Source organism: Erwinia sp. PME.40.26/001 (genome assembly GCF_055556675.1).
Genome location: NZ_JBVHNP010000010.1, coordinates 68,491 through 91,947 on the forward strand (window position 1 = coordinate 68,491; position 23,457 = coordinate 91,947).

Annotated in this window: 19 protein-coding genes and 1 pseudogene; 8 read left to right on the forward strand and 12 right to left on the reverse strand. The window is 58.4% G+C overall.

Going from position 1 to position 23,457, the window contains the following annotated elements; genetic code table 11:
• Positions 1 to 3: 3 nt before the first annotated feature.
• Positions 4 to 327: pseudogene (locus ACZ3HG_RS20185) on the reverse strand (DsrE family protein); the annotation flags it as partial.
• 226 nt (positions 328 to 553) lie between these two features.
• On the opposite strand from ACZ3HG_RS20185, the gene bepA reads away from it, so the two are divergent.
• Both bepA and arsC read left to right on the forward strand, forming a co-directional pair.
• Entirely contained in the window at positions 554 to 2,017 is a 1,464-nt protein-coding gene (bepA, locus tag ACZ3HG_RS20190; protein ID WP_465334100.1) for a beta-barrel assembly-enhancing protease, read from the forward strand.
• Between the two features lie 18 nt (positions 2,018 to 2,035).
• Positions 2,036 to 2,389, forward strand: a complete 354-nt coding sequence (gene arsC, locus ACZ3HG_RS20195; RefSeq protein ID WP_191936838.1) for an arsenate reductase (glutaredoxin) — start codon at positions 2,036 to 2,038, stop codon at positions 2,387 to 2,389.
• Between the two features lie 21 nt (positions 2,390 to 2,410).
• Here the strand turns inward: arsC and hda are convergent, their stop codons facing one another.
• The 3 genes from hda to upp form a co-directional block, all read right to left on the reverse strand.
• Positions 2,411 to 3,118: a DnaA inactivator Hda gene (hda, locus tag ACZ3HG_RS20200; protein WP_191934735.1), complete on the reverse strand. Its 708-nt coding sequence runs from the start codon at positions 3,116 to 3,118 to the stop codon at positions 2,411 to 2,413.
• Between the two features lie 122 nt (positions 3,119 to 3,240).
• Positions 3,241 to 4,530, reverse strand: a complete 1,290-nt coding sequence (gene uraA / locus ACZ3HG_RS20205) for a uracil permease (protein WP_465334103.1) — start codon at positions 4,528 to 4,530, stop codon at positions 3,241 to 3,243.
• 168 nt (positions 4,531 to 4,698) lie between these two features.
• Positions 4,699 to 5,325: a uracil phosphoribosyltransferase gene (gene upp / locus ACZ3HG_RS20210; protein WP_062744755.1), complete on the reverse strand. Its 627-nt coding sequence runs from the start codon at positions 5,323 to 5,325 to the stop codon at positions 4,699 to 4,701.
• 244 nt (positions 5,326 to 5,569) lie between these two features.
• Here upp and purM point away from each other — a divergent pair, with 244 nt between their 5' ends.
• Together purM and purN are read left to right on the forward strand one after the other, a co-directional pair.
• Positions 5,570 to 6,610 carry a phosphoribosylformylglycinamidine cyclo-ligase gene (purM, locus tag ACZ3HG_RS20215; protein WP_191934733.1) on the forward strand — a complete coding sequence of 347 codons (1,041 nt, stop codon included), beginning with the start codon at positions 5,570 to 5,572 and terminating at the stop codon, positions 6,608 to 6,610.
• Positions 6,607 to 7,245: a phosphoribosylglycinamide formyltransferase gene (gene purN, locus ACZ3HG_RS20220; RefSeq protein ID WP_191934732.1), complete on the forward strand. Its 639-nt coding sequence runs from the start codon at positions 6,607 to 6,609 to the stop codon at positions 7,243 to 7,245. Before purM ends, purN begins: the two co-directional genes overlap by 4 nt.
• Before the next feature lie 41 nt (positions 7,246 to 7,286).
• Here the strand turns inward: purN and ACZ3HG_RS20225 are convergent, their stop codons facing one another.
• From ACZ3HG_RS20225 to ACZ3HG_RS20240, 4 genes are read right to left on the reverse strand one after another with little or no spacing between them, the layout of a single operon-like run.
• Positions 7,287 to 8,612, reverse strand: a complete 1,326-nt coding sequence (locus ACZ3HG_RS20225) for an MFS transporter (RefSeq protein ID WP_191936840.1) — start codon at positions 8,610 to 8,612, stop codon at positions 7,287 to 7,289.
• Positions 8,609 to 9,244, reverse strand: coding sequence for a DUF4286 family protein (locus ACZ3HG_RS20230; RefSeq protein ID WP_191936841.1), 636 nt, complete (start codon positions 9,242 to 9,244; stop codon positions 8,609 to 8,611). Before ACZ3HG_RS20230 ends, ACZ3HG_RS20225 begins: the two co-directional genes overlap by 4 nt.
• A gap of 2 nt (positions 9,245 to 9,246) precedes the next feature.
• On the reverse strand, positions 9,247 to 10,611 hold the full coding sequence (locus ACZ3HG_RS20235) for an amidase (protein ID WP_191936842.1): 1,365 nt from the start codon (positions 10,609 to 10,611) through the stop codon (positions 9,247 to 9,249).
• A gap of 9 nt (positions 10,612 to 10,620) precedes the next feature.
• Positions 10,621 to 11,298 carry a DUF2848 domain-containing protein gene (locus ACZ3HG_RS20240; RefSeq protein WP_465334107.1) on the reverse strand — a complete coding sequence of 226 codons (678 nt, stop codon included), beginning with the start codon at positions 11,296 to 11,298 and terminating at the stop codon, positions 10,621 to 10,623.
• A gap of 114 nt (positions 11,299 to 11,412) precedes the next feature.
• On the opposite strand from ACZ3HG_RS20240, the gene ACZ3HG_RS20245 reads away from it, so the two are divergent.
• On the forward strand, positions 11,413 to 12,090 hold the full coding sequence (locus ACZ3HG_RS20245; RefSeq protein WP_465334165.1) for a GntR family transcriptional regulator: 678 nt from the start codon (positions 11,413 to 11,415) through the stop codon (positions 12,088 to 12,090).
• A gap of 21 nt (positions 12,091 to 12,111) precedes the next feature.
• Here the strand turns inward: ACZ3HG_RS20245 and pstB are convergent, their stop codons facing one another.
• Genes pstB through ACZ3HG_RS20260 form a run of 3 tightly spaced genes read right to left on the reverse strand, consistent with a single transcriptional unit; the run spans position 12,112 to position 16,708 of the window.
• Entirely contained in the window at positions 12,112 to 12,888 is a 777-nt protein-coding gene (pstB, locus tag ACZ3HG_RS20250) for a phosphate ABC transporter ATP-binding protein PstB (protein WP_191934726.1), read from the reverse strand.
• A gap of 14 nt (positions 12,889 to 12,902) precedes the next feature.
• On the reverse strand, positions 12,903 to 14,549 hold the full coding sequence (gene pstA / locus ACZ3HG_RS20255; RefSeq protein WP_191934725.1) for a phosphate ABC transporter permease PstA: 1,647 nt from the start codon (positions 14,547 to 14,549) through the stop codon (positions 12,903 to 12,905).
• The gene (locus ACZ3HG_RS20260) at positions 14,546 to 16,708 is read right to left on the reverse strand and encodes an ABC transporter permease subunit (protein ID WP_191936843.1); all 2,163 of its coding nucleotides are present in this window, start codon (positions 16,706 to 16,708) and stop codon (positions 14,546 to 14,548) included. The genes pstA and ACZ3HG_RS20260 overlap by 4 nt, the downstream gene beginning before the upstream one ends.
• A gap of 142 nt (positions 16,709 to 16,850) precedes the next feature.
• On the opposite strand from ACZ3HG_RS20260, the gene ppk1 reads away from it, so the two are divergent.
• From ppk1 to tehB, 3 genes are all read left to right on the forward strand, one after another.
• Positions 16,851 to 18,911, forward strand: coding sequence for a polyphosphate kinase 1 (ppk1, locus tag ACZ3HG_RS20265; protein ID WP_191934723.1), 2,061 nt, complete (start codon positions 16,851 to 16,853; stop codon positions 18,909 to 18,911).
• A gap of 5 nt (positions 18,912 to 18,916) precedes the next feature.
• On the forward strand, positions 18,917 to 20,443 hold the full coding sequence (ppx, locus tag ACZ3HG_RS20270; protein WP_191936844.1) for an exopolyphosphatase: 1,527 nt from the start codon (positions 18,917 to 18,919) through the stop codon (positions 20,441 to 20,443).
• A gap of 68 nt (positions 20,444 to 20,511) precedes the next feature.
• Positions 20,512 to 21,117 (forward strand): tellurite resistance methyltransferase TehB, encoded by a 606-nt coding sequence (gene tehB / locus ACZ3HG_RS20275; RefSeq protein ID WP_465334111.1) that lies wholly within the window; start codon positions 20,512 to 20,514, stop codon positions 21,115 to 21,117.
• Here tehB and ACZ3HG_RS20280 read toward each other — a convergent pair.
• On the reverse strand, positions 21,107 to 23,353 hold the full coding sequence (locus ACZ3HG_RS20280; RefSeq protein WP_465334113.1) for a sensor domain-containing phosphodiesterase: 2,247 nt from the start codon (positions 23,351 to 23,353) through the stop codon (positions 21,107 to 21,109). The two genes, tehB and ACZ3HG_RS20280, sit on opposite strands and share 11 nt — an antisense overlap.
• Between the last annotated feature and the right edge of the window lie 104 nt (positions 23,354 to 23,457).

A 23,457-nucleotide genomic window follows, 5' to 3' on the forward strand; every position in this document is an offset into this window, starting at 1 on the left:
GAATTACATCGACAGGAAGGCGTAGCCCTGATTTTCAAGCGTGGAAACCGTTGTCGGGCTGGGCAGCGCGTGGGTAACCGATTTATCAATCCAGTCGCTCTTATAGTGGTGGAAGGCGACAGACCGATCGCAGACGGACACGTCGACCCCTTTTTCCCGCAGCGCGGCAATCAGCGGCAGGTTGGGATTATCCCTGCCGAACAGCCGGTGGTACTGTGCGTTGTTCAGCATGGCGGGCGTGCCGTCACCGGTGACCGAGACCACAAACTTCAGTTTCTCTGCCGGCACCCCGGAGGCCACGTACAGGTTGACCACCCGCGCAACACGCACCTCCTCTTAAAGCGCGCAGCAGGAGGCAAACCTCATCACGTTCAGTTTTTTACGGCAAGATGGCTTACCGTACGCAGTACGGGGGGCGCGGGGTGACATTAAGCCATTTCATTCGCCCCGGGCTGTGGTTAAGATGGGGAATGCGGGCGTTGCTTTTACGCGCCAAGAGAACATTTCGGCACGTTGCCGGTCAGAAACTGGACTTCCTTGTTAGGGTTTGCGTATGTTCATCCGATTAAAGAAAAGCCTGCTGGCGACGCTGATGGTTACACTGCTGGCGGGCAATCAGCTTCCGGCCCATGCTGATATCAGCGATAATCTGCCGGATATTGGTACGACTGCAGGCGGCACGCTGTCGATTAATCAGGAACTGGCGATGGGCGATTTTTATGTTCGTCAGCTGCGTGCCAGCGCACCCATCATTAACGACCCCCTGCTGAACCAGTACATTAATCAATTAGGCCAGCGCCTGGTGAACCATGCCTGGTCGGTTAAAACGCCCTTTCATTTTTATCTGATCCGCAACGATGAGATTAACGCCTTTGCCTTCTTTGGCGGTAACGTGGTGCTTCACTCCGCGCTGTTCCGCTACAGCGATAACGAAAGCCAGCTGGCCTCGGTTATGGCACACGAAATTTCTCACGTTACCCAGCGCCATCTGGCCCGCGCCATGGAAGAGCAGCAGCGTAATGCCCCGCTAACCTGGGTCGGTGCGCTCGGGTCAATTCTGCTGGCGATGGCCAGTCCGCAGGCCGGTATGGCGGCCCTCAGCGGCACCCTGGCGGGGGCCCAGCAGGGCATTATCAGCTTTACCCAGCAGAACGAACAGGAAGCCGACCGCATCGGCATCCAGGTATTACAGCGTGCCGGATTTGACCCGGAGGCGATGCCGGACTTTCTGCAAAAACTGGCCGATGCCTCCCGCTTTGCCTCTAAGCCCCCCGAAATGCTGCTGACGCACCCGCTCCCCGACAGCCGGCTGTCAGATGCCCGTAACCGCGCCAATCAGATGAAACAGGTTGTGGTGCAGTCATCGCAGGATTACTACATGGCGAAAGTCCGGGCGCTGGGCATGTTCTCTACCGGGCAAAACCAGCTCACCAGCGACCTGCTGACCAGCCTGACCAACGGCAACAGCCGTGAGCAGGCGGCGGCGTTGTATGGTAAAGCGGTGCTGCTGCTGGGGGAAAGTAAATACCAGGAGGCCAGAACCATCATTGCGCCGCTGCTGGCGAAACAGCCGGACAACATCTGGTATCTGGATATCATGACGGATATTGATATCGGCCTGAAGCAGCCGCAGCAGGCGATCAATCGTCTGCTTGCCGCTAAAGGCGTAAACACTAATCCGGTGTTGCAGCTTAACCTGGCGAATGCCTACGTCGAGGCTAAACAGCCCGCCAGTGCCAGCAAAGTCCTTTACCGCTACACCTGGGCAAATAAAGACGACCCGAACGGCTGGGGCCTGCTGGCACAGGCTTCTGCCGACCAGGGCCTCACCGATGAAGAGCAGGCGGCACGGGCGGAGGATCTGGCATTAAGCGGTCAGCTTGATCAGGCTATCCGCAGCCTGAGCAGCGCCAGCGCGGCGGTACCGCTGGGCAGCCTGAAGCAGGCGCGCTATGACGCCCGTATTGACCAGCTTCGCCGGCTGCAGGAACGTTTCCGCCAGTACCAGAAATCGTAACGACAGAAAGGGAAAACCATGTCTGAGGTGCAGATTTACCACAACCCGCGCTGCTCGAAGAGCCGCGAAACCCTTGCCCTGCTGAAAGAACACGGCGTGGAGCCGCAGGTGATCCTCTATCTGCAGACGCCGCCGGAAGTGGCAACACTCAGCAGACTGGTGCAGCAGCTGGGATTCACCAGCGCACGCCAGTTGATGCGGACGAAAGAAGTGCAATATAAAGCGGCAGGTCTGGACGACCCGGCTCTGACGGAGGCGCAGCTGCTGACCGCACTGGCGGCGGAGCCGACGCTGATTGAACGTCCGATCGTTGTCGCTGGGGATAAGGCACGCATTGGCCGGCCCCCGGAGCAGGTGCTGGCGATCCTGTGATCGCCAGAACGAAAAACGGCGCTAGAGGGTTAGCGTCTCTTTGACGAAAGGAATGGTCAGCTTACGTTGGGCGCTGATTGAGGCCTGGTCGAGCTGATCCAGCGTCACAAACAGCGTACGCATTTCGCGATCGAGCCGTTTCAGCAGGAAGCGGCCCACATCTTCAGGAAGCTCAAACCCGCGCAGCTTCGCCCGCAGCTGTAACGCCTGCAGTTTGTCCTCATCTGACAGCGGCTGCAGCTTATAGATCTGCCCCCAGTCCAGACGCGATGCCAGATCGGCCAGCTTCAGATTAAGCTGACGAGGGGGACGATCTCCGGTGATCAACAGCCGCGTTTTCCCGGTCTCCAGGATACGGTTATAAAGATCGAAAATCGCCATTTCCCACGGTTCATCCCCGGCAATACACTCGATATTATCGATGCAGATCAGCGCAAGCTGCTCCATGCCGTCGAGCACTTCGGGGACAAACCAGGTGCGTTTATCCAGCGGAACATAGCCCACGGCTTCCCCCCTGGCTGACAGTTCAGCACAGGCGGCATGCAGCAGATGGCTGCGTCCTCCCCCTTCGCGGGACCAGAAGTAAAAGTAGCTACCGTGTTGCTGATGCAGTGCGCCCTGAAGGGCAGCCAGCAGCGACGGATTTTCCCCCGGCCAGAAGCTGGCAAAGGTTTCGTCGTCGGGCAGGTAAAGTGGCAGTGAGAGCTGTGCCGGCGTGTTCAGATTCACCTCAGGGTTTGAGCAGGCAGAAAACGGTAAAATTCTAACACAACTCGCCCGGGATCATGAAACGCTAAGGCTGTCTGACCGGCAGGTTAGCGAGGCAACCGTGATGACTGCCCCGATCAGACTTACTTCTCGCCGTTACCGTCGTCCGGCAGCTCGATCACTTCTTCTTCGCTGCGCAGCAGGGAAATCGCTTTAAAGATCAGACTGAGCCCGACCCCGACGACGGTGGCCAGGGCCATGCCTTTCAGTTCTGCGGCACCAATATGCACTTTCGCCCCGCTGACGCCGATGATCAGGATCACCGAGGTCAGGATCAGATTCTGCGCTTTGTTGTAATCGACTTTTGATTCGATCAGCACGCGGATCCCCGATGCGGCTATCACTCCGTACAGCAGCAGCGACACCCCGCCCATCACCGGCACCGGCACGGCCTGAATAGCCGCAGCCAGCTTGCCGACGCAGGAGAGCAGGATCGCCAGAATGGCCGCGCCGCCGATCACCCAGGTACTGTACACCCGGGTGATCGCCATCACGCCGATGTTTTCGCCATAGGTGGTATTCGGCGTTGAACCGAAGAAGCCGGAGAAGATGGTCGAAATGCCGTTGGCAAACATGGAGCGGTGCAGGCCCGGATCTTTCAGCAAATCTTTCTTCACGATATTGGCCGTCACCACCAGATGGCCAATATGCTCGGCAATCACTACCAGCGCCGCAGGCAGGACGGTAAAGATGGCATACCATTCAAAACGCGGGGTGTAGAAGGTCGGCAGGGCGAACCAGTGCGCCTCACGCACTGGCGTCCAGTCGACGATGCCCATGCCGAAGGAGAGCGCATAGCCCACCAGCACCCCCACCAGAATCGGGATGATGGCCAGAAAACCCCGGAACAGCACCGAACCAAACACCGTCACCCCCAGCGTGACCATCGAAATAATAATGGTTTTACTGTCAGCTGCGCTGCCATCGGCAGGGAGAAGACCCGACATATTGGCTGCGACGCCAGCCAGTTCCAGGCCGATCACGGCTACAATCGCGCCCATCGCGGCGGGTGGGAACATCACATCCAGCCAGCCGGTACCCGCTTTCTTGACGATCAGCGCTACCAGGCAGAAAAGCACACCGCACATGATAAAACCGCCCAGCGCCACTTCATAGCCCAGCGGCAGCAGCAGCAATACCGGGGAAATAAAGGCAAAGCTGGAGCCAAGATAGGCCGGAATTTTACCTTTGCAGATAAACAGGTACAGCAGCGTACCGATTCCGTTGAACAGCAGCACGGTGGCCGGATTGATATGGAAGAGGATGGGTACCAGTACCGTCGCGCCAAACATAGCGAACAGATGCTGGAAGCTGAGTGGAATAGTTTGCAGCAGCGGTGGCCGCTCGTGTACGCCAATTGCGCGACGCGTCATGATTTCATTACCCCTTGAGTTTTCTGAGCCATAAAAAAACCGACTCTATGGTCGGTTTGTTAATAAAAATAATGTATTACCGCAAAATTTCTGCCGCTGCAGGGATCGGGCAGACCAGGCGTTATTGTCGCCGACGGTACAGGCAGGGACAATCGCCTGGCACATCGTTTATTTCGTCCCGAAGATCTTATCGCCGGCATCGCCGAGGCCAGGGATGATATACCCCTTCTCGTTCAGGCCCTGATCGACGGAGGCGGTGTAAACTTCAATATCCGGGTGCGCTTTTTCCAGCGCAGCCAGCCCTTCCGGTGCGGCCACCAGCACCAGCACCTTAATGCTGCTGCAGCCGGCTTTCTTCAGCAGGTCGATGGTGGCGATCATTGAGCCGCCGGTGGCCAGCATCGGGTCGACGACCAGCGCCATACGCTCTTCAATGTTGGAAACCAGCTTCTGGAAATAGGGAACCGGCTCCAGCGTCTCTTCGTCGCGATATACGCCGACCACGCTGATACGCGCGCTGGGCACATGTTCCAGTACGCCTTCCATCATGCCCAGGCCCGCACGCAGGATCGGCACAACGGTAATTTTTTTACCTTTAATCTGCTCAATCTCAACCGGGCCGTTCCAGCCTTCGATGGTGACGGTTTCGGTTTCTAAATCGGCAGTGGCTTCATAAGTCAGCAGACTTCCCACTTCTGACGCAAGTTCACGGAAACGTTTGGTGCTTACGTCATGTTCCCGCATCAGACCCAGTTTATGTTTGACCAGCGGGTGTTTGACTTCCACGATCTTCATTGTTGTACTCCCGGAGTGTTAAGCTGCAAAAAAAATCGCGAGATTATAGCGCCATTTAACCGCTGCGCCATATGACTTCGTGCAATACTTTTCATCTCTCCTGCAAGCCCCCTAAGAATTAGCTAAAATCTGACTATCCGCAATAGCGCTTAAGATGGCACTCGCAAACGTTTGCCTGCGCTGTTAGAATTGCCGCGCTTAAAACAGCCACAACACCAACCGCAAAACGCGTGGGGATTCCGCAGTGACCGACAAAACCTCTCTCAGCTATAAAGACGCCGGCGTAGATATTGATGCTGGTAATGCTTTAGTCGACCGTATCAAAGGCGTAGTGAAAAAAACCCGCCGCCCTGAAGTCATGGGTGGACTGGGCGGTTTCGGTGCCCTTTGCGCACTGCCGCAAAAATACCGTGAGCCGATTCTGGTTTCCGGCACTGACGGCGTCGGCACCAAGCTGCGTCTGGCGATGGACCTGAAACGCCATGATACTATCGGTATCGATCTGGTCGCCATGTGCGTCAACGATCTGGTGGTACAGGGTGCAGAACCGCTGTTTTTCCTTGATTATTATGCCACTGGCAAGCTGGATGTTGATACCGCAGCCAGTGTGATCACCGGCATCGCTGAAGGTTGTTCGCAGTCGGGCTGTGCGCTGGTCGGCGGTGAAACCGCTGAGATGCCAGGCATGTACCACGGTGAAGATTACGACGTGGCGGGCTTCTGCGTCGGCGTGGTTGAGAAAGCCGACATTATCGACGGCAGCAAAGTGGCCGATGGTGACGTTCTGATCGCCCTGGGCTCAAGCGGCCCGCACTCTAACGGCTACTCGCTGGTGCGCAAAATTCTGGAAGTCAGTCACACTGACCCGGACACCACCCAGCTGGAAGGGAAGTCGCTTGCTGACCACCTTCTTGCCCCGACCCGCATCTATGTGAAAAACATTCTCAGCCTGATCGAACAGGTCGATGTGCATGCGATTGCCCACCTGACCGGCGGTGGCTTCTGGGAAAATATTCCGCGCGTTCTGCCGGAAAACACCCAGGCCGTACTGTCCGAATCAAGCTGGGAATGGCCAGCCGTATTCGGCTGGATGCAGCAGGCGGGTAACGTCAGCCGTTTTGAAATGTACCGCACCTTTAACTGCGGCGTCGGCATGGTGATCGCGCTCAGTCCGGCAGATGCCGACAGAGCCGTGCAGCTGATGACGGATGCCGGCGAGAAAGCGTGGAAAATCGGCGTGATCAAAGCCTCTGACTCTGACGAGCGTGTGGTTATTAACGCATGAAGCGCATAGTCGTGCTGGTTTCCGGCAATGGAAGCAATTTACAGGCAATCCTGGATGCCTGCCAGCAGGGGCGGATTAACGGCAGCATCGCTGCCGTCTTCAGCAATAAGGCAGAAGCCTTTGGGCTGGTGCGCGCACGCGATGCCGGTATTCCCGCCCATGCCCTGTCTGCCACCCAGTTTGCCGACCGCGAGGCATTTGACCGCCAGCTGATGCTGGAGATCGACGCTTACGCTCCCGACCTGGTGGTGCTGGCCGGGTATATGCGCATTCTCAGCCCGGCGTTTGTGCTGCACTACGCCGGTCGAATGCTGAATATCCACCCTTCGCTGTTACCGAAATACCCGGGGCTGCATACGCATCGCCAGGCTATCGAAAACGGTGACGACGAGCATGGCACCTCGGTGCATTTTGTTACCGAAGAGCTGGACGGTGGCCCGGTGATCCTGCAGGCGAAAGTGCCGGTATTCAGCGATGACAGTGAAGACGATGTCACCGCGCGCGTACAGCATCAGGAACATGCGATTTATCCGCTGGTAGTCGGCTGGTTTATGGCTGGCCGCCTGGCGATGCGCGACGACGCGGCCTGGCTTGATGGCCAGCCGCTGCCGCCTGCCGGACATGCCCTGGACTGACGCCTGACGGGCGGATCCCCTCCGCCCTTCTTTTCCCCGTTTCACGCCAGCGGTTTTTTTGCCGTCTCGCGAGAACAGAAGACCGCAATGGCCGTGATCAACAGCGCCAGCACAATATACAGTGACACCCACAGCGTTCCCCCTGTCTTGCTGAACACCGTCGTGATGATCAGCGGCGCAAAGCCACCCCCCAGGATCCCCGCCAGCGTATAAGCCATGGATGAACCGGCATAGCGTACCCGGCCGGGAAACTGTTCGGTGACAAATGCCGCCTGCGGGCCGTACATCAGGGCATGGATCAGTAAGCCCACCACCACCGCCAGGCAGATCGCCCACGGCTGCGCGCTGTCCAGCAGGGCAAAGAACACAAAGGCCCAAATCATCCCCAGCAGCGTACCTGCCAGATAGACCGGCCGTCGGCCAAAACGATCGGACAGCAGTCCGCACAGCGGAACTGCCAGCGCATTGGCCGCCGCGCCCAGCATCGTCGCACCCAGTGCCAGCGGGCGCGGCAGCTGCAGCACCGTGGTGACGTAGGTCAGCGTAAAGACCACGACCAGCGCGTACAGCACGTCGGAACCAATTCGTGAACCACCGGCGATCAGCAGCGCTTTACGCTGCGTCAGCATCACCTCTTTCAGCGGCCTGTGGCTGGTCTGTTTTTTCTCGGCCAGCGCCCGGAACACGGGCGTTTCATCCACGCCACGGCGCAGCCACAGGCCGAACAGCATCAGGATCAGACTGAGCAGGAACGGGATGCGCCAACCCCACTGCTGAAACTGCTCCGGGCTGACCGACAGGCTGATCAGCGCAATGATCGCCGTACCGCACAGCGTGCCGCAGGAGGGCCCCATCTGCGCGAAGGATCCATTGAGACCGCGCCGATCCTGGCGGCCGTGCTCCATCGACAACAGTACGGCCCCTGCCCACTCTCCCCCCAGCGCGATCCCCTGCAAGAAACGCAGCGTCACCAGCAAGATCGGACTCAGGATCCCCCACTGCGCATATCCCGGCAGCAGCCCCATCAGGGCAGAGGTTCCGCCCATAATCATCAGGGTAGTGACCAGCACAAAGCGGCGGCCCAGCACGTCACCCAGATGCCCGAACAGCATTCCGCCCAGCGGGCGCGAAATATAACCGACTGCATAGGTCGAAAAAGCAAGGATTGTCCCCACCAGCGGATTAAAAGAGGGGAAAAAGATATGGTTAAAGACCAGCGCCGCCATGATGTTGTAAATGGTAAAATCGTACCATTCCAGGGCGGTGCCAATTGAGCTGGCGGCCGCCAGCCGGCCGGTTTTCGCGGAGGAGGTCACGTCCCGTTCAGGAATAACGGTCTGGCTCTGCGGCAGTTCAGACAGGCTCATGATGTCATCTCCTGAGAGGTTAATTGCCAGCTCAGCGTATAAAACTCTGCAGTGCCCTGCAGCGCCGTCGACGCCCGCCGCGCCAGCGCATCTACCGCCGCCTCGCTGCTGGCTTCAATCAGCACCATCTGCTGCAGGCGTCCGGGCAGGCGTGCCTCTTTAGGCAACGGCGTGCTCAGGACCTCATCCGGGCTTAACCGCGCACAGGTGACAAAGCCCGGCAGCGCAGAGAGCGCCTCCCCGACCTGCATCACGTCGTCGGCGGTCACCGGCTGCGCGCACGTCAGCACCGCCAGGTGCGCCCCACTGCCCGCCCCCGTCCGTGCGTCAATACGGCAGACCCGACGGAGCGGATCGATCATCCTTTGCAGATTCGTTACTGACCACGCGGTCTGCCGGGTGAAGGCGGCGTAATAGTCGTCGCGGGTAAAATCGTCGAGACTGTGGGTTTTATACAGTCCAAGATAGCGCCGCCCGGCCTGCCGGGCCCGATAGCGCGTTCCGCTAATAAAACCGCTAATCGCCACGCGCTCGGCGACGTGTTCATTGTCGTACCAGCAGTTAAAATCAGCGTCATCTTCACTGGCGACATTGGTCGCTACAAACAGCATTCCCTGAGGGTGTGATGTCATCTTCAGACTCCTGTTGATTGAGTAAGGGGGCGCAGCGCCTGTTCCACCGCCAGCGCACAGCACATCAGCGCGGTGTCCCGATCCGGCAACGCTGCCAGCATCAGGCCAACCGGCGCGGTTCCTGCCGGATGGCAGGGTAATGAGACGGCACAGCCGTCCAGAAAATTAACCAGCGACGGGTTTCTCAGCAGCGCCGCGTTAACCGCAAAATAGTGCGCCTCATCCTGCTCCAGCTCCGCCACTGTCGGGGCGGTCATCGGTACGGTCGGCATCAGCAGCGCATCATAGCCGGCCATTTCTTCACTAACGCGCTGCTGCCACCCGGCACGCTGCCGGTGCAGCAGGGCGGCATCCTTTGCTGAAATGGCCGCACCACGGCGAATACGTGACAGAACGCGCGGGTCGTAACGGTGTGCCTCTGTGGCGATCGATGACTGATGCCACTGCCAGGCTTCACAGGCGGTCAGCCCTCCGGCGGCATTAATCTGCCCCAGCTCTGCAAATGGCGTCAGCGGCAGCGTGTCAATACGCAGGCCGAGGGATTTCAGCCGCTCAACCGCAGCGTAGAAGGCCTGCGCCACCGCCGTCGTTAAGCCTTCGAGCACCAGGGTTTGCGGCACAGCCAGCCGCAGCCGCTGAAGGTCGGGCATGGCCAGCACCAGGGGCCGGTCCGCCACCACGCCGTCCAGCAAGGCACAGCTGGCCACGTCATGGGCGATAACCCCGACAGAATCCAGCGAGGGCGACAGCGGCTGCAGGCCCTGCATGCTGATACGGCGGGCCGTCGGTTTAAAGCCGGTCAGTCCGCAAAGCGCGGCAGGGATGCGCACCGAACCGCCGGTATCACTGCCGAGGGAGCCGAGGCACATGCCGTCACTGACGGCGACCGCCGCACCGGAGGATGACCCGCCAGGGATCAGCCTGCGCTCACGCTGCCAGCGGTTTGCCGGGGTGCCGTAGTGGGGATTGATGCCGAGGCCGGAATAGGCAAACTCGGTCATATTGGTACTGCCGATGGGCACCGCTCCGGCCTGACGCAGTCGCGCAACGGCGGCGGCATCCTGTTGCGCGGGTGACGCCTGTGCCAGACGCCGCGAACCGCCGCTGGTGCTCTCTCCTGCCACATCGAACAGCGCCTTGACGCTGATCGGGAGGCCATCCAGCGGCCCGCGTGACTGCCCCTGTCGGCGGCGATCATCGGCCTGAGTGGCGGCCTGCCGCGCCTGCTCCGGCCACAGCCGGAGAAACACGCGAGCCCCTTCTCCCTGCGGGTCTTCGGCGGCGGTCAGCGCCTGCTCCGTCAGCGAACGGGCGCTGACCTGCCCCGCTGCCAGCGCGTCTGCCGCCTGTTGTAAGGTCATCGTCATCCCGCCTCCTCAGGCCACCAGCGGCAGCGTCTGGATCTGATACTGATGTTCAATACTGCGCCCGCGCTTTTCATCGACCAGCGCCATGCGAAACTGACGTGCGGGGCGTATTCCGCCGAGCGCACTCAGCGTGCCGCAGCTCATGCCCAGGCCCTCTGGCAGTTCCCGGCCCCCGGCGTAGCGGGTGAGCAGGTCGTCCGGCGTGCGCAGTTCCGCCAGGTAACCCTGTTGATAAAGCGTCCAGTCGGCCCCCTCTTTGACCCACGACTGCAGCAGCAGATTGTCCCAGTCGTCAGCCACCTCACTCAGTCGCCAGGCATCGCGGGCCAGCGGCTTGGCACAGACCTGTTTGGCCAGCGCCACGCTGTGCGTTTCAAGCTGGCGGTCGGTATGATCGGAGGAGAGCGTCAGCCAGCTCTCTCCCTGCCAGCGAAAGAGGAAGGGTTCGGCCTCTCCCGAGCTCTGTTCGCCCAGCACCTCAATATGGTTCTGCTGGGTGAGCAGCGTCGCACTGGCACGATAAAACAGCGGCACTGCACCCGGTACGGGCACCCCCAGCGCCTCCAGCTCACGGATGTGTGCCAGCACAGCCTGGCTATCCCTTCCGGCCCAACCTGCAATAACCAGTTGATTAATAGTGATATCAGTCTGCCCTTCTGCCACCGGACCCAGTGAAAATTGCAACATAACTGCTCCTTTTGATTAACTAAAATACCTGTGAAATTTCACTATAATTTAAAAAGTGCAATTGTCATGCCGAAATGTGTGTAAAATGTGGGCAAGGTCAAAATGAAGAAAGGAATGCTGATGAGCGATACGGTACAGATCCCGGCAGGAGATCGGGCTATCTCACTGAATGAACTGGCTTATCTCCGTTTTCGTCAGGCACTGATCACCCTGGAATATAAACCGGGGGATTATCTGAACATGGCGCAGGTGATGGCGGATCTTGAGGTCGGACGCACCCCGGTGAATCAGGCGGTGCACCGTCTTGCGGCAGAGGGACTGTTGCAGGTCCTGCCGCGCAAGGGGGTGATGGTCGCGCCGCTGTCCGTCGACGATGCGCTGGAGCTGATTGAGGTGCGTCTGGTGAATGAGCAGCTCTGTGTCCGCCTGGCCGCAGCGCGTATTTCTGCCGCCCAGGTCGGCCAGCTGCGGGAGATCAACGCGCGCCTTGCTGAGGCCAGCCAGCAGCGCGATCCGCTGACGATGATGGCCTGCGATAACCAGTTTCACCATCTGCTGGCGGCCATTGCCGCCAACCGTCGTCTGATGGATATTCTCAGTATCATCCACGCTCAGGCCCAGCGTTTCTGGGCGACAACGCTTTCGGATGCCGGGCATATGGAAGAGGTAATTGCCGAGCACAACGCGATTATTGATGCGCTGGCGGCCGGGGATCTCAGCGCGGCCGGGCAGGCGACAGAGCACCATATACTCTCGTTCAAACGCGCTCTGCTGGCGGGCAGTGCCCGCTAGCCCGCCGCTTATCTGATGGTGTCAGCCGTAGCGACCGGTAATATAATCTTCAGTTCGGCGCTGGCGCGGTGAGGTAAACAGGGCATCGGTGAGGCCAAACTCCACCACGCTACCCTGATGCATAAAGGCGGTATAATCCGACACACGGGCCGCCTGCTGCATATTGTGAGTGACCAGAATCAGGGTGAAATGCTGCTTGAGCGAGGTCATCAGCTCTTCGATCACCAGCGTTGAGATGGGATCCAGCGCCGACGTTGGCTCGTCCAGCAGCAGGATTTCGGGTTCAATGGCAATGGCCCTGGCGATCACCAGACGCTGCTGCTGTCCGCTCGACAGCGTCAGGGCGTTCTGCCAGAGATTATCTTTCACCTCCGGCCACAGCGCCGCAGCGCGCAGCGCGCGCTCCACCGCTTCATCCAGCACGCGCCTGTCGCGCACGCCCATCAACCTCAGGCCGTAGACGACGTTATCGTAGATCGTTTTAGGAAACGGATTCGGCCGCTGAAACACCATGCCCACGCGGCGACGCAGCGCAGAGAGATCCCGATCGGGGCCGAGGATCGACTGCTGCTGCAGGCGAATATCGCCGGTGATGCGGCAGCCATCAATCAAATCATTCATGCGGTTAAAGCAGCGTAACAGCGTCGACTTACCGCAGCCGGACGGCCCGATGAGCGCCGTAATACGATTTTTCGGCACCCGCAGGCTGATGGCATTGAGTGCCAGTTTATCGCCGTACCACAGGCAGAGATTATCCAGTTCCAGCGCGGTATCGTTATCATCAAAGTTCACAGTCATAACGGAATTCCGTGTTAATGCGTCAGGGCACGATAGCGTTCGCGCAGACGATGGCGAAGGATCATGGCCATCAGATTCAACCCCAGGATCAGCAGCACCAACAGCAGCGCGGTGGCAAAGACCAGCGGGCGATCGGCTTCAGCATTAGGGCTCTGGAAGGCCAGATCGTAAATCTGAAAACCAAGGTGCATAAATTTGCGATCGAGGTGCAAATAGGGGAACAGCGAATCAATCGGCAGTTCCGGCACCATTTTCACCACCCCCACCAGCATCAGCGGTGCCGTTTCTCCGGCGGCGCGGGCAACGGCGAGGATCAGCCCGGTTAACATCGCCGGCATCGCCTGCGGCAGGATCACATGCCACAGCGTTTCTGCCTGCGTGGCCCCCAGCGCCAGCGACCCCTGGCGTAAGGTCACAGGGATGCGTGACAGCCCCTCTTCAGTGGCCACAATCACCACCGGTAGCGTCAGCAGAGCCAGCGTGAGCGATGCCCACAGCAGCCCCGGCGTGCCAAAGGTCGGATTCGGCAGCGTACTGGCGAACAGCAGACGGTCAAGGCTGCCCCCCATAAACCAGACAAAGAACCCCAGGCCAAAGACGCCATAAACGATCGATGGGACCCCCGCCAGATTGACCACGGCAATCCGCACCAGCCGGGTCAGCAAGTTGCGCCCGGCGTATTCATGCAGCCAGATAGCGGCAATCACCCCCAGCGGCATCACCACGATCGACATCAACAACACCATCAGCACCGTGCCAAAGATGGCCGGGAATATTCCGCCCTCTCCCTGACTGCCAGCGGATGAATCACTGACAAAGTGCCACAGCTGGCTGCCAAAATGACGCCATTTCATTCCGGTAGTCATCGCATTGGGCTGCCAGGCAGCCACAATCTGCGCCAGCGATATCTGATGCTGAACGCCGCTGGCATCCCGCAGTAGCAGTACGGTACTGTCACTTTCCCGGTGCAGCGTGGCCAGCCTGGTGGCCTGACGGGCAAACTGGCGCTGCAGCTCGGCACGATCGGCCAGATAAACCGACTGGGCTTCCGGAGTATAGGTCTGTTCATTACGCTGATGCTGCCGCTGCTGTTCCAGCGCCTCCAGCTGGGCATTCAGCCGGGCCATATTTTTCCGCCGCAGCTTTTCCGCCTCGTCGATACGCTGACGCGTCTGGATCAGCCGCTGCTGCAATGTCTGGCCGAGGTCCTGTGCCGTGAGCGGATGGCGATCTTCACGCAGCCCGTCAAACCAGCCGTAGGCATTGCCGCCGGTGCGCCGTTGCAAAACAATCACCTGAGGCGGTATTTCCCGCGAAACAACATCGCTGGAGAGAAACGAGCGGAAGTCCGAGCCGCTAAAATCACGGTTGCCGGTTTTGATCAGATAACGCGTGACGCTGGCCGGCAGGTTTTGCCCGTGGTGCTGGCCGCTGGCCATCAGCTGCTGCCGTGACACGGTCTGCTGCTGGGTCACTTCACCCAGCATCTGTACCTGACCGTCGGGCGTATTCAGGGTGAACAGTTCCAGCGGCTGCGGCCAGAAATAGCGCAGCCCCTGCCAGGCCAGCAGCGCGATCAGCAGGAAAAAAGCCAGCAGGCTGACCGCAACGGCTCCGCCGGTCAGCCAGCGCCAGCGGTGATTATTACGCTGTGCCTTCATCCTGGCATCTCCTGCTGGCTGTAACGCTGCCGCAGCCGCTGCCGCACCATTTCGGCCAGGGTATTCACCACCAGGGTAAACACCAGCAGCACCAGCGCGGATAAGAACAGCACGCGATAGTGCGCACTGCCTGCGGCAGCCTCCGGCATTTCTACCGCCACGTTGGCGGCCAGCGAACGCAGGCCTTCAAACAGGCCGCCATCGGTGACCGGTGTGTTCCCGGTCGCCATCAGTACGATCATCGTTTCCCCTATCGCCCGGCCAAAGCCGATCATCAGCGCGGCAAATATCCCCGAGGAGGCCCCCGGCAGTACCACCCGCGTCAGGGTCTGCCACGGCGTTGCCCCCAGCGCCAGCGACCCCTGCCCCAGTGACGCCGGTACGCTGAAGATGGCATCTTCTGCCAGGGTGAAAATCAGGGGGACCAGCGCAAAGCCCATCGCCACGCCCGCCACCAGCAGGTTGCGTTGCTGATAGTCGGCGCTGAAGCGCTCAGCCAGCCCCCCGTCCCACAGCGCCTGCTCTGCCAGCGGGATCGCCCACAGAGAGAAAAGCGCCGTCAGCAGCAGCACGGGCAGCAGCAGCATCACCTCCCGTCCTTCGGCAAGCCAGCGCTGTCGCCAGCGGGACGGCAGTTTCTGCATCAGCCAGCCGCACAGTAACAGCACGGCGGCCAGCAGGAGGGGTAACAGGAGAACCCCCAGCAGGCGGTCGGCAATTTTAGGTGCCAGCCACAGACCGGCAATCAGGCCAATCACGACACTCGGCAGTGCCCCCATCATTTCAATCGCCGGTTTCACCCAGCGTCGCAGTGCCGGTGCCATAAACCAGGCCGTATACATCGCCGCTGCCAGTGCCAGCGGGGTGGCAAACAGCATGGCCAGACCGGCTGCTTTCAGTGTCCCCACCACCATCGGTACCAGGCTGAACTTCCCCTGGTAGTAATCATTAGCCGAGGTCGACTGCCAGACATAGTCCGGCTCCGGGTAGTTTTCATACCAGACTTTCTGCCACAGATTACGCCAGCTGAGATCCGGCCAGGGGTTCGTCAGATGATAGTGCTGCCAGCGTCCGGCGCGCTCAACCAGTAAGCCATCCCCCTCAGGAGAGAACTGGGCCCGTTCAGCTCCCGGCGCAATCCGCTGGCTGAGAATCGCCCCATCCTGCTTGCTGGCGTAAAGATTGAGTTCACCCTGCGGATCCAGGGTGGCAAAGACACGGCGGTGAGGTTCGGTGAACAACAGCGGCTGCCAGGTCGCCCCGGCAAACTGGCGAATATGACGCAGATGCGGGCCGCTGACGCTGGCAATATCAAACCACTGGGCGATCCCGTGACTGTCGGCGATCAGCAGCGAGTTTCCCCCGCTCAGCAACGCCATGCTTTTGGGTGCCTCGGCCAGCATCAGGGAGTCACGCAGCCGGGGCTCGCCGCTGCCTAACGTCCAGACGCGCAGCTGTGCCCCGGAAAGCGCAAATAAAAGATGTCCGTCGGGAGAAAGCAGAAGATGGTCAACATCCGGCACGTTCAGCCGGTAGTTTTGTGCTGGCTGCTGTGCCTGTAGCTGCCATAGAGTAATCGTATCGGCCGAGGCCAGCGCCACCTGCCAGCGATTTTCACCACTCTGCGCCAGGCTGAAATGGCGCACGCCGTCCTCGCCGGTAGCTAGCGGCACATCGCCGAGGGGAAATTTCCAGCGTGGCTCCTCGCCAGCCGGAAAATCCGGCTGTACCAGCACCATCGCCCCGCCGCCGGACAGCAGCATCACGCTGCTGTTATCGGCGCTGGCGCTGGCACGCACCTCACCGGCCTCACGCAACAGCGCAAACTCAGCGGAAGGGGGTTGAGCATTCAGGGGGATAAAGCGTCCGCGCCCCTGTTGATCAATACGCCAGCCCCACTGCTGCGGCTTGTCCATGCCCATCGCCACCGCCGGGCTGCTCTGCCAGAGTTTTATCTCGTTCCCTGCCTGCAGGCCCGGGCTGACGAAGAGTGGGACGACTACCCAAATCAGCCAGAAAAACAGCAGCATCATGACCAGCAGGATCGCCACGCCACACGCCGTTACCACGCGTCGCGTCAGCCGATCGACCATGCGGCGGCGCCCGGCGTTATCGTGGACAGGGATTGGGCGGTCAGTCATATCAGAGTGGGTTTCCATTGTGCGTCGAAGCCGCTATGTTGCCCGTATGTGATTAATAAGACAATCAACAATCACGAGCGTTGGACAATGCTGCCATACTCTCGCCATAATGTTTCAGAACAATGGATACCTTCATCCTGAATCAGACAACGGAGTAAAAATGGGTCAGGAAAAGCTGTATATAGAGAAAGAGTTAAGTTGGTTATCCTTTAATGAACGCGTCTTGCAGGAAGCGGCAGATAAAACTAACCCGCTAATCGAGCGTATGCGCTTTCTAGGTATCTACTCCAATAACCTGGAGGAGTTCTACAAAGTTCGCTTTGCCGACCTCAAGCGTCGTATTCTGATCGGTGAAGAACAGGGCTCCCCCAATCCGCCGCGTCACCTGCTGAAAAAAATTCAGGCCAGGGTACTAAAAGCCGATCAGGAGTTCGACAGCCTTTACAACGACCTGCTGCTGGAGATGGCGCGTAATCAGATCTTCCTGATTAACGAACGCCAGCTGTCACCCAATCAGCAGAGCTGGCTGCGCCACTATTTCAAACATCATCTGCGCCAGCACATCACGCCAATTCTGATCAATCATGACACCGATCTGATCGAGTTCCTGAAAGACGATTATACCTATCTGGCCGTGGAGATTATTCGCGGTAACGACATTCGTTACGCGCTGCTGGAAATCCCGTCCGATAAAGTCCCGCGTTTCGTTAACCTGCCGCCGGAGACGCCGCGCCGCAGAAAACCGATGATCCTGCTGGATAACATCCTGCGTTACTGCCTGGGAGACATCTTCCGGGGGTTCTTCGATTACGATGCGCTGAATGCCTATTCAATGAAAATGACGCGGGATGCGGAGTATGACCTGGTCACAGAGATGGAATCCAGCCTGCTGGAGCTGATGTCCTCCAGTCTGAAGCAGCGCCTGAACGCCGAACCGGTGCGCTTTGTTTATCAGCGCGATATGCCCGATGCGATGGTGGAGCTGCTGCGTAACAAGCTGAATATCTCGAACTATGACTCGATTGTGCCCGGCGGCCGCTACCATAACTTTAAAGACTTTATTGGCTTCCCGAACGTCGGTAAGGCCAACCTGGTCAATAAACCGCTGCCACAGCTGCGCCACATCTGGTTTGATCGGTTCCGCAATGGTTTTGACGCGATCCGTAATCGTGACGTCCTGCTGTACTATCCCTATCACACCTTCGAGCACGTGCTGGAGCTGCTGCGTCAGGCTTCCTTTGATCCGGCGGTGCTGGCGATAAAAATCAATATTTATCGCGTGGCCAAGAATTCACGCATTATTGATGCGATGATCCATGCGGCCTACAACGGCAAAAAAGTAACGGTGGTGGTAGAGCTGCAGGCCCGCTTTGACGAAGAGGCGAATATCCACTGGGCTAAGCGGCTGACTGAGGCCGGGGTACACGTTATCTTCTCCGCCCCCGGGCTGAAGATCCACGCCAAGCTGTTCCTGATCTCTCGTCGTGAAAACGGTGAAATTGCCCGCTATGCGCATATTGGTACCGGTAATTTTAATGAAAAAACCGCCCGTATTTACACCGACTACTCCCTGCTGACGGCGGATGCGCGTATTACTAATGAAGTGCGCCGGGTGTTTAACTTTATCGAAAACCCGTATCGTCCGGTGAGCTTTGAGCATCTGATGGTGTCCCCGCAGAACTCACGCAAAATGCTGTATCAGCTGATTGATGCTGAAATTGCTAATGCCCAGAAGGGGATCCCGGCCGGTATCACCCTGAAGATTAATAACCTGGTGGATAAAGGCCTGGTGGATCGTCTTTATACTGCCTCCAGCGTGGGCGTGAAGGTTAACCTGCTGGTGCGCGGCATGTGCTCGCTGATCCCGGATCTGGAAGGGATTAGCGAAAATATACGCGTGATCAGTATCATCGATCGCTACCTGGAGCATGATCGGGTCTACATTTTTGATAATGGCGGCGACAAAAAGGTCTTCCTCTCTTCTGCGGACTGGATGACGCGCAACATTGATTATCGTATCGAAGTCGCGGTTTCCATCCTTGACCCTATTCTGAAACAGCGTGTGCTGGATATTATTGCCATCCTGTTAAGTGATACGCTGAAGGCACGTTTCGTCGATAAAGAGTTAAGCAATCGGTATGTTCCTCGCGGTAACCGTCGCAAGGTTCGGGCCCAGCTGGCAATTTACGATTACATTAAATCTCTCGAGCAACCTGACTAATCACTATGCCAATTTCCCATAAAAGTACGCCCAAACCGCAGGAATTCGCTGCCATTGACCTGGGTTCGAACAGTTTTCACATGGTGATTGCCCGCGTAGTTGACGGGGCGATGCAGGTGCTCGGCCGCCTGAAACAGCGTGTGCACCTGGCCGACGGGCTGGACAACAACAATGTACTGAGTGAAGACGCTATCGAACGGGGGCTGAGTTGTCTGGCGCTGTTCGCCGAGCGTCTACAGGGTTTCAGCCCGGCCAATGTCACCATTGTCGGCACACACACTCTGCGCCAGGCGATCAATGCAGAAGATTTTCTGCAGCGCGCCGCCGATGTGATTCCCTATCCGATTGAAGTCATTTCCGGCCATGAAGAAGCCCGCCTGATCTTTATGGGCGTGGAACACACCCAGCCGGAAAAAGGCCGTAAGCTGGTCATTGATATCGGTGGGGGGTCGACGGAACTGGTCATCGGTGAGGATTTTGAACCCAGGCTGGTAGAAAGCCGCCGCATGGGCTGCGTGAGCTTTGCTAACCTCTATTTCCCCGGCGGCGTCATCAGCAAAGAGAACTTCAACCGGGCCCGCCTGGCCGCCGTGCAAAAACTGGAAACGCTGGCCTGGCAGTACCGCCTGATGGGCTGGCAGTTTGCTCTCGGTGCCTCCGGCACCATTAAGGCCGCCTGTGAAGTGCTGCAGGCGATGGGCGAGAAGGATAAACTGATTACCCCGGAGCGCCTGGACAGGCTTTATAACGAGGTGATCCGCCACAAATCTTTCGATGCTCTGAGCCTGCCCGGCCTGTCTGATGAGCGTAAAGGCGTGTTCGTTCCCGGCCTGGCCATCCTGTGCGGCGTGTTTGATGCCCTGGCCATTCGTGAACTGCGCCTGTCCGACGGTGCGCTGCGTGAAGGCGTGCTGTACGAGATGGAAGGCCGCTTCCGTCATCAGGACATCCGCAGCCGGACCGCACAAAGCCTGGCGAACCATTACGCCATCGACAGCGATCAGGCTCGCCGGGTACTGGAAACCACTGTTGAGCTTTACGAACAGTGGCGCGACCAGAATACCCGCCAGGCCAATCCGCAGCTCGCCGCGCTGTTGAAATGGGCGGCCATGCTGCATGAGGTGGGGCTGACCATTAATCACAGCGGGATGCAGCGGCACTCAGCCTATATCCTGCAGAACACCAACCTGCCCGGATTTAATCAGGATCAACAAACGCTGCTCGCCACGCTGGTACGCTACCACCGCAAAGCCGTGAAAGTGGAAGATATGCCACGCCTGACCCTGTTTAAACGTAAGCAGTTCCTGCCGCTGGTCTTTTTACTGCGTCTGGGCGCGTTACTGAATAATCAGCGCCAGGCCACGACCAAACCGACCGCGCTTCAGCTGCAAACCGATGAGGGCAACTGGACGCTGACCTTCCCGCGGGACTACTTCAGTCAGAACAACCTGGTTCAGCTGGATTTGGAACGTGAGCAGACATACTGGAAGGATGTTACCGGCTGGCAGCTAACCATTCAGGAAGAACCGTGATCCGCGCGGAATAACCGCTAACAGGGCCGATCGCCGCACCGGATCGGCCCCCTACAGAACTGACAACGATGACACAACACACAGACACCTATTTCACTGAGAAATATCAACTCACCGCCCCCCATTCCGAGGTTGTGGAAGCGATGACCTACCTGGACGGAGGACGAGCGCTGGATGTCGGCTGCGGCAGCGGCCGCAATTCCCTGTTTCTTAATAGCAAAGGCTTTGACGTCACCGCCTGGGATAAGAACCCGAACAGCCTGTCACGGCTTAACCAGATTATTGCAGCAGAAAACCTGAGCGGCATTCATACCGCAGAACAGGATCTGAACACCCTGCGCTTTAACGGTGCCTATGAACTGGTTCTGTCGACCGTGGTGATGATGTTCCTGCAGCCGGAAACGATCCCACAGCTGATTGCCGATATGCAGGCCAGCACCGTCAGGGACGGATACAATCTGATCGTCGCCGCCATGGATACACCGGACTACCCCTGCAATCAGGGGTTCCCGTTTGCCTTCCGGTCGGGTGAACTGAGCGACTATTATCGTAAATGGCATATCGTCAAGTACAACGAAAACGTCGGTCAGTTGCACCGGGTCGATGAAAACGGTCAGCGGATTGCGTTACGTTTCGCCACGCTGCTTGCCCGCAAGGCCAACATCAAAGCCTGACCGCTTTGCTGGCCCCTGCCTGTACAGCGGCCAGCTCCGTCAGGGGAACGGGCGCACCCGTCACTGCTCCCTGCAGATAATCCACCCCCATTTTACGCAGCGCCTCGGCGTTCTCTTCAGAATCAACGCATTCCGCCACAATCTGCATACGCTTCAGGCGGGCAACGACACAAATCGACTCGATAATCTGATAATCCAGACTGTTACTCAGCATATTGCGCACAAAGCTGCCGTCGATTTTCAGCATATCCACCTGCACCAGCTTCAGGCGGGAATAGCTGGCATAGCCGGTACCAAAATCGTCGATCGCCACCCGGCAGCCCAGATTACGCAGCTGCGCTATCGAACGGTTACCCCAGCTGTGGTCAGTCAGCATCGGTGACTCTTCCACTTCAATAATCAGCTGCCACGGTTCGATGTCGTTGTTCTTCAGGCGTGAAGCGATTTCCTCCACAAACTGCGGCCGGCAGAGCGTCGCCGCAAACAGGTTCACAGCCAGCCGGATACCCGGAAGCTGTTCGCTGTGGCGCTGAATAAAGGCCAGCGACTGATCCAGCATCAGGCTGTCAACTTCCCACGTCAGGCCAAACTCATGCACCACGGGTAAGAAACTTTGTGGTTTTAACGGGTCACCCTGCGCGTTCACCATTCGCAGCAGAATTTCATAGTAGTCGTCACCGCGCACGCCACGGATCTTTTGCGCCATCAGACGAACTCCTCCCTGGCGCAGCGCCCACTGGATGTCATGCAGCATCGCCAGTTTCCCGGTGATCTGCTGCTGTGCCGGAACGTTGCTTTTCTGCTGCATATTTTCCGCGTGTCCGCTCTGCAGGGATATTTCCGCCTTGGCGCTCATCTCGCCCAGCAGTTCATACAGGTACTGCACGGGGGGCGTCACCGTACAGTAGCTGATCCCGACATCAGGATGGATGGGCAGGCCGTCCCAGCTTAACTGATAATCTTTCAGGCGGGCCTCCAGCCGTTCTATCCGCTGCTGGTGTCCGCTCATTTCCAGCCGCAGGACCAGGTCGAAGCCCGGCAGCTGGTAGATATCCTCGCCCGCCAGCATGCAGGGCTGGAGATGCACGGCCAGGCTGCGCTTATATTGAATACGCAACTGCAGGCCGTAGGTCCGGCTCAGTCGGTCGAGGTCAGGGATGCGCAGAAAGCACAGTGCCGAGCCGGAACCGATCGCGAGATCCTTGCTTAGCGCGCGGAGATTGGGCAGGCCGATCACCGGGTCGGTCAGCGCCAGCTCGCGGGCTTTCGCCAGCAGACGGCGCTGCCGGGAGCTGATGGCAGACATCAGCAAAATCGTCAGCGTAAATACCAGCAGGTTCGCCGAGACCACGGCCAGATCGTGGGGTTCAACCGCAGGGTGCATAAAGCGGTCATGCAGCTGGTAAAGCACGACCAGCAGCACCCCCCAGGAAAGTGAGGTAAACAGATAACCAAAGCGTAACGCGCTCCAGAGCATCAGCGGCAATAAAAAAGGAATGCCGTACTCAGTGGTCAGCAGGTTATCTGGTGTATGCCTGAACTGCGTCAGCATGGTGATGGACATCAATAACAGCGCCAGCCAGCACAGCCATTCCCGCACCGTTGCCGTAGGGGAAAACTCCTGTTTACACCGCGCTTTTAATATTAAATAGAAACGAGGATGACGCAGAGTGCGTATTGAGAAGTAGAACAACTGCACCATGGCGAGGGAAGAGAGCAGTGTTGACTGATAGTTGAGTAAGGTCTGCAGCGAAAAAGACTGACGGACAAAGATGGAATTTATTTCAGGCAAAATAGCCAGCGGCACCATGGCCTGGAAGAGCAGCGTAAACAGTGTAGGCACGGCAAATGCCAGCCAGAACAGCCGCTTCCCCACCTGCTTCAGGTCGCCAAAACTGATGCTCCAGCGGCTTCTTGTCTGGCTGCGATAGCCTGCCCAGCATATCATCAGCGTCGCCATAAAGATGGCGATGATAATGATAGCCTGCGGCACGCTGTAGCTGGAAAAATTGTGCCAGCACAGCGCGGCAAAAATGCCGGGGAAAGCCGCCCAGTCAAACACCATCAGCATGGCGATCATCATCGCCAGCGGCAGGTAGATCAGATACACATAGCCGTCTGGCAACCATAGTCGTACTGATAGCGAGGAAGCCAGCGGCATCAGCAACATCCCCAGCAGGAATGGCAGCCCCCACCAGCGGTGGTTAAAGAGTGTCAGCAACGCCGATTTTTTCATTGAATTATTGTTTTGTTTAATATTAATTTGCAGGTTTATTCTTAGATGATCAGCGACTGCGTTGCTTATCAATTAAAAGGCTTTTAAAAAGATGGCGCTATAGT